The organism is Rhizobium leguminosarum bv. trifolii WSM2297 (genome assembly GCF_000271845.1).
The window spans coordinates 128,226-140,389 of record NZ_JH719395.1; the positions used below are offsets into that span (position 1 = coordinate 128,226).

At 60.4% G+C, this 12,164-nt stretch carries 11 protein-coding genes; 8 read left to right on the forward strand and 3 right to left on the reverse strand.

Annotated features, from left to right (window positions below):
• Nucleotides 1-278 precede the first annotated feature (278 nt).
• Entirely contained in the window at nt 279-1,505 is a 1,227-nt protein-coding gene (locus RLEG4DRAFT_RS15860; RefSeq protein ID WP_003578165.1) for an MFS transporter, read from the reverse strand.
• A 295-nt stretch (nt 1,506-1,800) separates the two neighbouring features.
• On the opposite strand from RLEG4DRAFT_RS15860, the gene RLEG4DRAFT_RS15865 reads away from it, so the two are divergent.
• Nucleotides 1,801-2,745: a diacylglycerol/lipid kinase family protein gene (locus RLEG4DRAFT_RS15865; RefSeq protein ID WP_003578166.1), complete on the forward strand. Its 945-nt coding sequence runs from the start codon at nt 1,801-1,803 to the stop codon at nt 2,743-2,745.
• A gap of 16 nt (nt 2,746-2,761) precedes the next feature.
• On the opposite strand, the gene RLEG4DRAFT_RS15870 is transcribed toward RLEG4DRAFT_RS15865, so the two are convergent.
• The gene (locus RLEG4DRAFT_RS15870) at nt 2,762-4,111 is read right to left on the reverse strand and encodes a glutamine synthetase family protein (protein ID WP_037093774.1); all 1,350 of its coding nucleotides are present in this window, start codon (nt 4,109-4,111) and stop codon (nt 2,762-2,764) included.
• 80 nt (nt 4,112-4,191) lie between these two features.
• Here RLEG4DRAFT_RS15870 and RLEG4DRAFT_RS15875 point away from each other — a divergent pair, with 80 nt between their 5' ends.
• The 3 genes from RLEG4DRAFT_RS15875 (at nt 4,192) to RLEG4DRAFT_RS15885 (ending at nt 7,968) form a co-directional block, all read left to right on the forward strand.
• Nucleotides 4,192-5,559: an aspartate aminotransferase family protein gene (locus tag RLEG4DRAFT_RS15875; protein WP_003578169.1), complete on the forward strand. Its 1,368-nt coding sequence runs from the start codon at nt 4,192-4,194 to the stop codon at nt 5,557-5,559.
• Between the two features lie 209 nt (nt 5,560-5,768).
• Complete coding sequence (locus RLEG4DRAFT_RS15880) at nt 5,769-7,178, forward strand: NfeD family protein (protein ID WP_003578171.1); 1,410 nt, start codon at nt 5,769-5,771, stop codon at nt 7,176-7,178.
• A gap of 28 nt (nt 7,179-7,206) precedes the next feature.
• Complete coding sequence (locus RLEG4DRAFT_RS15885) at nt 7,207-7,968, forward strand: slipin family protein (RefSeq protein WP_003578173.1); 762 nt, start codon at nt 7,207-7,209, stop codon at nt 7,966-7,968.
• 302 nt (nt 7,969-8,270) lie between these two features.
• Here the strand turns inward: RLEG4DRAFT_RS15885 and RLEG4DRAFT_RS15890 are convergent, their stop codons facing one another.
• Nucleotides 8,271-8,789: a prepilin peptidase gene (locus tag RLEG4DRAFT_RS15890; RefSeq protein ID WP_003578177.1), complete on the reverse strand. Its 519-nt coding sequence runs from the start codon at nt 8,787-8,789 to the stop codon at nt 8,271-8,273.
• A gap of 259 nt (nt 8,790-9,048) precedes the next feature.
• Between RLEG4DRAFT_RS15890 and RLEG4DRAFT_RS15895 the strand changes: the two genes are divergently transcribed.
• From RLEG4DRAFT_RS15895 to RLEG4DRAFT_RS15910, 4 genes are all read left to right on the forward strand, one after another.
• Nucleotides 9,049-9,252, forward strand: coding sequence for a Flp family type IVb pilin (locus RLEG4DRAFT_RS15895; RefSeq protein WP_003578179.1), 204 nt, complete (start codon nt 9,049-9,051; stop codon nt 9,250-9,252).
• A 98-nt stretch (nt 9,253-9,350) separates the two neighbouring features.
• On the forward strand, nt 9,351-10,268 hold the full coding sequence (cpaB, locus tag RLEG4DRAFT_RS15900) for a Flp pilus assembly protein CpaB (protein ID WP_003578181.1): 918 nt from the start codon (nt 9,351-9,353) through the stop codon (nt 10,266-10,268).
• A 55-nt stretch (nt 10,269-10,323) separates the two neighbouring features.
• Nucleotides 10,324-11,814 (forward strand): type II and III secretion system protein family protein, encoded by a 1,491-nt coding sequence (locus tag RLEG4DRAFT_RS15905; protein WP_003578183.1) that lies wholly within the window; start codon nt 10,324-10,326, stop codon nt 11,812-11,814.
• On the forward strand, nt 11,798-12,103 hold the full coding sequence (locus RLEG4DRAFT_RS15910; RefSeq protein ID WP_003578185.1) for a hypothetical protein: 306 nt from the start codon (nt 11,798-11,800) through the stop codon (nt 12,101-12,103). The genes RLEG4DRAFT_RS15905 and RLEG4DRAFT_RS15910 overlap by 17 nt, the downstream gene beginning before the upstream one ends.
• Nucleotides 12,104-12,164: the final 61 nt, after the last annotated feature.

The window sequence follows — 12,164 nt, forward strand, 5'->3', positions numbered from 1 at the left end:
CAAAGGCAATCGACTGCTACTGTCACTTGGCATCGTAATGATGGCTCCGTTGAAATCCGCGGAAGACGAGTGCCGTCCACGTGAGATGCTCCTGCATAATTCCTTAAATCGGAATCGATTTAAGGATAAAATTATGCAGCAATTCTAAGTTCTACAGCGTCCTTTGCGCGTCTGAAAAGACGCGCGGCGCCGTAGGTGGTCCCGAACGCGAAAAAAGTCAAGCGGGGTAAATGCTTAACGCCAGAATGTCGCACCCTGCGAGTTGCGGGTGGGACGCTCTACGCGACCTGCGTCCTGCGGTCGCGGCGCTCAAGGCGAAACGAGGCTGCAAAGACGAAGAGGCCGAGGAAGGAGAGGGCTGCGCCGACATAACCGGTTGCCGCAAAACCATAGCCCCCGGCGATGACGAGGCCGCCGAGCCAGGCGCCGATCGCATTGGCGATGTTGAAGGCGGAATGGTTGGAGGCGGCGGCCAGCGTCTGTGCATCGGCGGCGACATCCATCAGCCGCGTCTGCAGCGCCGGGCCGGCGGCAAAACCGCAGCCGACCAGGAAGACGCAGAGGCCGAGCATATAGGGGTTGGCGGCGGTCAGCGAGAAGGTGGTCAGCACGACGATATTATAGACGAGCGAGCCGCCGATGGTGCCGAGCAGCGATTTGTCGGCAAGCCACGAGCCGATGAAATTGCCGGCATTCATGCCGACGCCGAAGAGCACCAGCATGATCGGGACGGCTGTTTCCGGCAGCATCGCCACCTCTGTTGTCGTTGAGGCGATATAGCTGAACATCGCGAACATGCCGCCATAACCGACGGCGGCGATGCCGAGCGTCAACCATACCTGCGGCCGGCGGAAGGCGCCGAGCTCGCGCAGAAAGCTTGCCTCGTCGGAAACCCTGTCCTTGGGCACGTAGAACCAGATCAGCGCCACCGTCAGCAGGCCGAGCACGCCGACAGAGAAAAATGCGATCTGCCAGTCAAGCGACTGGCCGAAGAATGTCGTCAACGGCGTACCGAGAAGGGTTGCGACGGTCAGGCCGAGCATGACGCGGCCGACGGCACGGGCGCGGCGCTGCACCGGCACCATCGAGGCGGCGACAAGCGCCGCGACGCCGAAATAGGCGCCATGCGGCAGACCGCTGACAAAACGCAGCAGCGTAAAGGTTTCGAAGGTCGGCGCCATGGCGCTGAAGATGTTGCCGGCGGCAAAGATCAGCATCAATGTCAGGAGCAGCGTGCGGCGCGCCATTTTCGCAGCGAGCACGGCGATGACAGGCGCGCCGATGACGACGCCGAGCGCATAGGCGCTGATGACGTAACCGGCTTGCGGCGTCGTCACCGAGAAGGTGTCGGCGACATTGGGAAGCAGCCCCATAATCGCAAATTCGCCGGTGCCGATGCCGAAGCCGCCGCAGGCGAGCGCCAGCTGGACCAGCGCCACTGTCGTTGCCGACGGCAGCCCTTCATCCCGGCTGTCGATGGAATCATTGACGGCGATCTCACTCACGAGCGTTCCTCGATGCGGTTTTCTGAATGCCGATGGCCCAGGCGCTGCCGCGGGCCGATCGTTCAAAATGGCGGGATGTGGAGACCTGTCTCCGATCCTTCCATCTATCCGTGAGCTCTCGGCCGGCGTCGAGTGCGTTTTTTGCAGTGCAGCGTCCTGCTATGTGCATATGTCTGTTGCAATATTTGCATTTCTGTCATCTTCCGGAGAAGGCGTCGGCGCTTGAAATCGCCGATGCCGCAACCATCTCAAGAGCAAAGGCAGGATTATTTCCGCGCCAGGGACGGGAGCCCATATGAAGCTTGTAGGCTTTTTCAATCGCGATGGCGGTACGTTCAAGACCACCGACATGCTGGCCTACGAAAAGAGGGCGGAGGAAGCATTCCGCGACGCGGGGCATGATTTCGACGCCATCGTCTTCTCCGGAAAGGAGATCATTCCCGCCATGGAGCGGGCGGCCAAGCGCGACGATATCGACGGGATCGTCGCCGGCGGCGGCGACGGCACGATTTCCGCGGCGGCATCGATCGCCTGGAAAAACGGCATTGCACTCGGCGTCGTGCCCGCCGGCACGATGAACCTCTTTGCCCGCTCGTTGCGTGTGCCGCTCGATATCTGGCAGGCGCTCGATGTGCTTGCCTCCGGCGAAATCGACAATGTCGATATTGCCAGCGCCAACGGCCGGCCCTTCATCCACCAGTTTTCCGCCGGCCTGCATGCCCGCATGGTGCGTTACCGCAACGCCTACAGCTATCGTTCGCGGCTGGGCAAGATCCGGGCGAGCACAAAGGCGGCCTTGGGTGTCGTCCTCAATCCGCCGGAATTCGAGGTCGAGTTCGAGGCGGCCGGCATGCGCGAACGCCGCTGGGTGTCGGCAATCTCCGTCTCCAACAATCCCTTCGGCGAGAATGCGCTGCTTTACGCCGATAATCTGAGAAGCGGCGAACTCGGCTTCTATGCGGCAAATCCGCTGAAGCCGCTCGGTGTCGCCCGTCTCGCCATCGACATGCTGCGCGGCAAGGTCCGCGAGAATGCCGATGTCATGGTCATGCACCCGGCCGAGGTGCGGCTGCATTTCCCGAAGCTGCGCTCCAAGGCCAATTGTGTCATCGACGGTGAGTTGCTGCCGCTCGAACGCGATGTTTCGATCAGGCTGCACCCGGGCGAGTTGAAGGTTCTCGTCAAGCAGGGTCTGGCTGCCCAGGTGGACGCGGACGAACGCCGCGAGCCGGCCGCCTAAGGCGGTCCTGACAGTTTCAGAGCCGGGGCAGATAGGTGCGATAGTCGAAATCCGAGACGGTGCGCAGATGCGCAAGCGCTTCCTTGCGCTTGGTGTCGCCATAGAGCGCCTGATACCGCTCGCCGAAGATATCAGTGATGAAGGGCGAGGTGCGGAAAGTCTCGACGGCGCTCAGGAAATCATGCGTCAGCCGTGTCGTATTCGCCGGTGTGTGCGAGGGTGTCGTCTCCTCGCCGGGGTCAAGTTCGTGGTCGAGACCTATGAGCATGCCGCCGAGGATTGCCGTCAGCAGCAGATAGGGATTGGCGTCGGCGCCGGCGACGCGGTGCTCGATGCGGGCGGCCGGCCCATCCTTGTCGGGTATGCGGATCGCCGTGCCGCGATGGCCGTTGCCCCAGGTGAGGTCCACGGGCGCGAACGAGCCCGGCTGGAAGCGGCGGTATGAATTGGCGAAGGGGGCGAAGATCAGCTGCGCCTCGCGCATGGTGTTGAGCAGCCCGGCAGCAACCGATTTGAGCCGTTTTGGCTCGCCGCCCTTGGCGTCGAGGATGTTGCGGCCGTGCCGGTCGATGACGCTCGCATGCACATGCAGGCCGGAGCCGGCATGGTCGGAATAGGGTTTGGCCATGCAGGTCGATTTCAGCCCGTGGCGGCGCGCCGCCTGTTCGGCGATGCGCTTGAGATAGAGGCAATCGTCGGCGGCCGCCAGCGCATCGGGACGATGCAACAGGTTGACCTCGAACTGGCCCGGGCCGAACTCCGCCGTCGTCGCATCCGCCGGCAGTCCCTGTGCCTTCGCATAGGCCCTCAGCGTCCCGAGATAGTCGTCGAGCGCGTCGACGGCGCTCATGTCATAAAGCTGGAAGCCGTTCGGTTCGCCGCGATAGGTGAGACTTTCTGGCGGGGAGGGGCGTCCGGTCTCGCGCCAGTCTCCCGACATCACGTAGAATTCCAACTCGGTCGCCACCACAGGCGTTAGGCCGCGCGAGGCATAGCGCTCCAGTATCGAGGCAAGGATGGCGCGCGGATCCATGAAGCTCGGGCTGCCGTCGAATTCGTGCATACTGGCGAGCACCTGCAGCGAGCCCTCCGGCGCCCAGGGCATCGGCGCAAGGCTGCGCCGGTCGGCAACGACCATGCCATCGGGATCGCCGATCGTCAGCGACAGGCCGGTCATGTCGTCATTGTCGTCGCCCCAGATGTCGAGCGATTGCGTCGAGGTCGGCAGGCGGATGTCGCCGGTCCAGACCTTGCCTGCGGTATCCAGCGGAAGCTGCTTACCGCGCAGATCGCCGTTCATGCCGACGATCAGGATCTCGAAACGCGGGTCGCCCTCGGTCTTGCCGTCCATCCTGTCGCTCGCCATGACCTTGAAAATCCTCCGGGACAAGGCCAAGCTCCTATCTGATCGACAGCAGCCTTTCAATCCGCGAGGGTCTTCACCTTATGCCCGATACTTGCCCGCCCTCGAACCTTGCGGCGATCGACGCCGCCCATCACCTGCATCCCTTCTCCGACATGAAGAAACTGAATGCTGAAGGCACGCGCATCATCCAGCGCGGCGAGGGCTGCCACATCTTCGACGATCACGGCCGGAAATATCTCGACGGCTTCGCCGGCCTCTGGTGCGTCAATATCGGCTATGGCCGCCGGGAGATCGCTGAGGCCGCCACCAGGCAGATGAATGAACTGCCCTATTACAACACCTTCTTCGGCACGAGTTCGACGCCCGCGACGCTGCTGGCCCAGAAGGTGACCTCGCATGCCGGCGAGCGTTTCAACCACATCTTCTTCACCGGTTCCGGCTCGGAGGCGAACGACACCTGGTTCCGCATGGCCCGCGTCTATTGGAGCGCCGTCGGCCAGCCGTCGAAGAAGATCGTCATATCGAGGAGGAACGGCTATCACGGCTCCACCGTCGCCGGCGCCAGCCTCGGCGGCATGAAATACATGCACGAGCAGGGCGATCTGCCCATCCCTGGCATCGTCCATATCGGCCAGCCCTATTGGTACGGTGAGGGCGGCGATCTCTCGCCGGCCGAATTCGGCCTCAAGGTCGCCCGCGAGCTCGAAGCGAAGATCGACGAACTGGGCGAGGAGAATGTCGCTGCTTTCGTCGCCGAACCGGTGCAGGGTGCCGCCGGCGTTATTATCCCGCCCGAAACCTATTGGCCGGAGATCGACCGGATCTGCAAGGCGCGCAATATCCTTCTGGTGACCGACGAGGTGATCTGCGGTTTCGGCCGTCTGGGCGCATGGTTCGGCCACCAGCATTTCGGTGTCGAGCCCGATCTGGCGCCGATCGCCAAGGGGCTGTCCTCCGGTTACCTGCCCATCGGCGGCGTGCTCGTCAGCGATCGTATCGCCGATGTGCTGATCAATGAGGTCGGCGACTTCAATCATGGCTTCACCTATTCCGGCCATCCGGTCTGCGCCGCCGCCGCACTCGAAAACCTGCGCATCATCGAGGAGGAAGGGCTTGTCGAACGTGTGCGCGACGCCATCGGTCCCTATTTCGGCAGGGCCTGGGCAGGCTTGGCCGACCATGATCTGGTCGGCGAGGCCGTCAGCATCGGCCTGATGGGCGCCCTGCAGCTTGCCGCCGACAAGAGCACCCGCACCCGTTATGCCAAGCCCGATCAGGTCGGTGCGCTGGTGCGCAATCATGCGCTGGCAAACGGCCTCGTGTTGCGCGCCACAGGCGACCGCATGCTGGCTTCGCCACCGCTGGTCATCACCCACGCGGAGGTGGACGAGATGGTCGGGATGACCAGACTGGCGCTGGATGCGGCCTGGAAGGAGTTAAAATCCTGACTTCGCTCAGTCCGGCCGGTTTCTATCGTCGCCGCGTTCGTCGCCGAGCCGGTGCAGCGTGCGGAGCTCATCCAAGGCTTGAGGCCTTACATCCTCAGAGGTTAAACCAACCATGAAGCGAAGCCTTGAGCTTGGCGTTCTTCACTTGTTCGTAAATCCTGAGTCGCCTTCTCCTTTTTCTTTGTGATTTCCGACATACATTAAATGCTATGTACGTTCCGCAGATTGTCACGCGGGGTTTAAGGTGTTGGCGATGGCAACCGCCAATCTTCACTTTGTTGTTTTTGCTGCTCTCAGCTTTTGGCTTCGTCGCAGCGTCGGCGTCGGCGTCCAACCGGACCGCTGTCGTCCTCAAGGTGAACGGCGCGATTGGGCCCGCGATCGCTGACTACGTGATACGAGGCATCCAGCGTGCCGGCGAACGTGGAGCGGCCTTGATCATCCTGCAGATGGACACGCCCGGTGGCCTTGATACCTCCATGCGGGAAATCATTCGCGCGATTCTTGCCTCACCAGTGCCTGTCGCGGGCTTCGTCGCACCGAGCGGGGCACGGGCTGCCAGCGCCGGCACCTATATTCTCTACGCAAGCCACATTGCCGCAATGGCGCCTGGGACCAATCTAGGTGCGGCGACACCAATCGCGCTCAGCGTAAGGCCTTTCGGCGGTGATGCGGAACCCGAAAAGAAGCCGAGCGAACCTGGTGACAAACAGGCGGAAGCTCCAGGCAATGCCAGCGAAGCCAAAGCTGTTAACGACGCAGTCGCGTACATTCGCGGGCTTGCGGAATTGCGCAATCGTAACGCCGACTGGGCAGAGCGTGCTGTCCGCGAAGCTGCGAGCCTTTCATCCACTGCGGCAGTGCGCGAACATGCCATCGATTTCACGGCAGTCGATGTCAACGATCTTCTTGCAAAGGCACAAGGCTACAAGGTACGGGTCGGTCAAACGGACGCCCAGCTCGATACCGCCGGTTTAGTCGTGCAGGAATTCGAGCCTGACTGGCGCACGCGCCTGCTTTCCGTCATTACCGATCCGAACATCGCAATCATCCTGATGATGGTCGGTATCTATGGCCTGATCTTTGAATTTCTCGCACCTGGGACAATGCTTCCTGGCACGATCGGCGGCATCTGCCTCCTCCTTGGTCTCTATGCCCTCGCATTGCTGCCGGTGAGTTTTGCCGGCCTGGGGCTTATTTTCCTCGGTGTGGGATTGACTGTGGCTGAGGCGCATTCGCCAAGCTTCGGCGCTTTCGGCATTGGCGGCGGGGTAGCCGTGATCCTGGGAGCAACGATTTTGTTTAATACCGATGTACCCGGCCTGGAAGTGTCGCGCCCACTACTGGGCGCGATTGCCTTTGCGGTTCTTGCCTTTAGCCTTGTCGTTGCTCGCCTGGCATTCACCTCGCGCTTGCGCCAGGTTGCCACCGGTGCAGAGCAGATGATCGGCATTTCCGGCAAAGTTGAGAGTTGGACGGGGCTCACGGGGTACGTGATTGCGCATGGCGAACGCTGGAAGGCGGTTTCCGCCGAACCGCTTGTTGCTGGTGACCCTGTCAGCGTGACTGGCCGCAATGGGCTGGCGCTCGAGGTCGCCAGCCGTCCCAAGGACACTTAACGGCACTCAGGAGGCAGGAGGAGAAGTCATGGATATGTTTGCAGATCTTGCCTTCTATTTGGTGGCCATTGTCATTTTGGTCGCCATCCTCGCATCCGCGGTCAAGATTCTGAGGGAATATGAACGCGGCGTCGTGTTTACACTTGGCCGCTTTGCCGGAGTCAAGGGACCCGGCTTGATTCTGCTCATCCCCTATGTCCAGCAGATGATGCGAGTCGATTTGCGCACGCGTGTACTCGATGTCCCCAGCCAGGACGTCATCTCACATGACAATGTCTCGGTTCGTGTCAGCGCGGTGATCTATTTCAGGGTTATTGACCCCGAGAAGTCGACAATACAGGTCGAGGATTTCATGATGGCAACAAGCCAGCTTGCCCAGACGACGTTGCGCTCCGTGCTCGGCAAGCACGACCTCGATGAGATGTTGGCAGAACGCGACAGGCTCAACTCGGATATTCAGGAAATCCTTGATACTCAGACGGATGCTTGGGGAATTAAAGTAGCCACTGTCGAGATCAAACATGTGGATATCAACGAGTCGATGATTCGTGCAATTGCTCGCCAGGCGGAAGCCGAACGCGAACGCCGCGCAAAGGTCATCAATGCCGAGGGCGAACAGCAAGCTGCAGCGAAGCTACTGGAAGCGGCCGAAATTCTGGCCAAGCAGCCGGAGGCGATGCAACTTCGTTATTTGAGCACTTTGAACGTCATCGCCGGCGAGAAGACTTCGACGATTTTATTCCCCTTCCCGATGGAGTTCGGCAATCTGATAACCATTAAGCCGAAGTGATCGAACGGCGCTGGCATTGATGATGGATCCAGGCTTACCTGCGCTCTACCTAGGGTCAGATGAACAATTATTCTTTGCGCCGCTCAACGCACGCTTGAAGACCGCCTCCTCGCTGCCGACATAGCTTGCGGATATCTGGAAGCGGGCATCCTGCTGAACTCCGAAGGCGGCCGTCAAGATCCACAACCCAATTCCCCGCAATGCCATTGCCCCTAACATTCGCCACCACCAAAGTTGAACGCTTTGGCAAAGGTGCTCTTGCGAGGAAGCATGTCGATGCCGGGTCACGGTAGCTGCAGCTGCTATCGGATCATGGGCAAAGCCAAGGTGAGGAGCACGGCGAAAACCATGAGGACGCCATAAGGTATCTTCCGGCTTGCCCGGATTTCTTCGATGCGCATGAAGAAGGCGAGGTGTGCGACGGGCAAGGGCACCGGCAGCCGCAGGACCAGCAGCGTCACGATGCCGAGGACGAGGAGGAAAAACGAAAACGGCAGCATTCCGTGCCATCCGACAAAAAGGCCGATCGGCAGGAAAAGCTTGGCGTCTCCTGCGCCGAACAGCCGGAGTGCCCAGAGCACCACCCCAAGCGCAAACATCAGCAGACCGGCCCCAACGTCGCCGCCAATTCCGCTCGAAGCAAACAGCGCCGCGCCGACATCCTCGGAGCTGAGAATTACGGCCCCCGCACGCAGTGCATAAAGTGTCACGAGTGCAAGAACGAGCGTGTTGGCTATCTTCCATGTGCGGAAATCTGTCCAGGCTGCGTAGAGAAAAAGTAATACTGAAAGTGAATTAATAACGAAGACCATTTTCAGCATAGAGCGCAACCTCTTTTGGTTATTTAACCTACTTGTACGTTTGGTATCATTCAGCATCTGCGACGTTAGCTGGTATTTACTTCTATTATTCGGACTTTGGTCTTAACCATAAAAGTATAGATGTATATCTTCTATGTATAAAACAATTGACTAATTTAGACTTAACAGTTTATTAATACAACCAGTCGAAGGGGCGGTCTCGACGACAGGGCGGCCGGGGGAAATTACGGCGCACAACTTACCTGGGAGGTAATTCTCGATGAAAGCATTTGTAAACTGCGTACGCGCTTTCGCGCGGGAAGAAGATGGCGTCGCACTTACCGAATACCTCATTCTGCTTGCCTTGCTGGTTGGCGGCGTGATCACGGCGGTGACATTGGCCGGCACCAATCTGGCTACCGTTTGGAACGGCTGGGCAGGATGGTTTACAACCAATCTGAGCGCCCCAGCCGCAGCGGGCTGATATCTGCGTTCGAAGAAGCGAGGGGTTTTGTTAACCCCTCTCTTCTAAATTAGAAGCAATGAATGGATGCGTTCCGTCCAGTGTAGCGAGTAACTGCGATGCGTTCTTCAACGATTTTAAGTCTCGTTATTGCGTTTGTCCTCGCAGCAGCAGCAGTTTTCGGCATGCGCGAGTATCTCTCCGATCAGAAGGCCCGGCTGCTGGCGATGAACGGCATGAAGCCCGAGGAAAGGACCCTCGTTGTCGCCGCCAAACCGATGCGCTTCGGCGACCGGATCCGGCCCGAAAATCTCAGAGCCATTCCATGGCCCTCGAATGAAACACCCGCAGGCTCGTTTGTCGGCATAGAGGCGGTCGTCGGCAGCGACGCCCAGCCGCGTTATGCCATGGCGGCGATCGATCCCGGCGAGCCGGTGCTATCCTCCAAAATCACGGGCGCCGGCGAACGCGCCACGCTGTCGGCGGCGCTCGACCAGGGGATGAAGGCGGTCTCCATTCGTGTCAACGACGTGCTCGGCGTTGCCGGCTTCGTCAGGCCTTCCGATCGTGTCGACGTGCTTCTGACGCGGGTCGTGCGCGGGCCGGCCGGCAATGATCAGACCTTCGTCGACGTGCTGCTGCAAGGCGTCAAGGTGCTGGCGGTGGACCAGACCGCAGACGAGCGCAAGGACGAGCCCTCCGTTGTGAAAACCGTGACCTTCGAGGTTACGACCGATGAAGCGCAGCGCCTTACCCTCGGCTCCAGCATCGGCACGCTCTCGCTGGCGCTTCGCAATATTGCCTCCGCTTCTATTGAGCAAACCCGGCCGATCACCGTCGCCGACCTCGGTGGCGGGGCGATGGCGACGGAGCTCGGCAATGATCTGGAAAAGAATAAGTTGCCAGAAGCTGAAAAACAAGTGCAGATTGTGGAACAAAAAGTCGAACCGGTATTGCCGGTCGAGCCGAAGTGGGTGACGGTGGGGGTCTGGAACACGACGAAGCGCGAGGAGCACCGAGTCGGCCTGATCCAGTGATGTTTAGCCGGCATGCCGCAGATGCGGCCAGCCGAATGAGGGGGCTAAAGCAGGCATGGCGAATGGCAAGAGGAGAATCGCAAGGACAAAAAGCCTTGCGGCACTGGTGGCAGTGTTTTCAGCCTGTGTGTGTTTAGGGCCCGGATTTGCCGGATGCGCCTACGCACAGGAAAAATCGGTCACCTTAGGCAAATCGGTCCAGCGCGTGACCCTGCCTCCGAACGCGACCCTGACGCTCAATACCGGCCAGCCCTTCGGTGATCTCGTCATCGGCAGCGCCGATATGATCGACGTAGTGCCGCTTTCCGACAAGTCGCTGTTCATCCGCGGCAAGAAGATCGGCGCCACCAATATCTCGGTCTATGGCGACGACAAGTCGCTTCTCGGTGTCATCGATGTCCGCGTTGCCAGCGATTTCAGTGAAGTCGCCGCCGCCATTCGTTCTGCCGCGCCCTCGGCCCGGGTTATCGTGGCCAACTCCAGCGACCGCATTCGCCTGACAGGCATAGTCCGTGACGGCGTCGAATTGCAGCGGGTGATGGACATCGCCCAGTCCTATTCCGACCAGCCGGTGCTGAACCAGTTACGCGTCAGTGACAGCCAGCAAGTAATGCTGGAAGTCCGTGTCATCGAAGCCTCGCGTCAGACGGGTCGTGACCTCGGGATCGGCTGGTCCGGGTACGGCAACAACAACCGCATCGGCAAGGCAACGACCAGCCAGGGTATCACCGTGGACGATAGCGGCAATCTCGTACGTACCCTCGTCGACCCCAAGGGTGCGGCAACGGGGGCGCTGCCCTTCGGTCAGTTGATCGCCAAGGTGCTGGAAATCTCGGGCGGCCACATCGACGTGGTCATCAACGCGCTCGAGCAGAAGGGATTGGTGCGTCGCCTGGCTCAGCCGAACCTCATCGCTATGAGCGGCTCGACGGCCAGCTTCCATGCCGGCGGTGAAGTGCCGATCCTGAAGACGACCAACAACGGCACGACAGTCGCCACCGAGACGGACTATCGCCCCTTCGGTGTACGCCTGACCTTCAAGCCGGTGGTTCTTGATGATGGGCTCATCAATCTGGAGATCGAGCCTGAGGTTTCCGAGCTTGATCCGTCGATCAACGTCAACGGCAATCCGGGTTTCATCTCGCGCGCGGCCAGCACCACTGTCGCGCTTCGCGACGGCCAGAGTTTTGCCATGGCGGGCCTGCTGCAATCCATCAATGCCAAAGACATCCAGCAGTTGCCGGGCCTCGGGAAGATACCGATCCTCGGCGCGCTGTTCCGTTCGACGAGTTTCCAGAAGAAAGAATCCGACCTGGTTATCGTCGTTACCCCCCACATCGTGCGACCGGCCCGCCCGGGTGAGGACCTCTATAGTCCGCTCGATCAGACGCGTTCGTCCAACGACGTCGAGCTTTTCGCGCTCGGTGTCCTGGAAGTCGACAAGGACATGCTCCGGCGCTTTCGCAACGGCGAAGGTGTGACCGGGCCTTATGGCCATCGTCTCGACCTGAACCAGGGAGGCCAGGTTGTTGCTACAAAACGCTAAGCGCGCCCTTCTCGTCCTTGCCGCCGCCGGCCTGGTTTCCGGCTGCGCCGACTACCTGAACCATCGCGACACGATCACCTTCGGGGCCGGGAACGCCATGGAAGCAAACAAAGCCATCCATACCGAGGACCCGTTCCCGCCGGAAGCCCAGCGAACCCGTATCGCAAGCGACGGCAAGGTGATCCGCAGGGTGATGACCGAGTACCAGAACGGCGGGGTGGGGGTCATTCAGCCGTCGCCGGCCATGGAGGCCAACGGTGCGTCCAATGGGGCCAGCGTCAGCCAGTAGCCATTCGAAAGGCATGAACGGCGAAAGCGCGCCGGAAGGGAAATACACGAAAAAGGGTCGT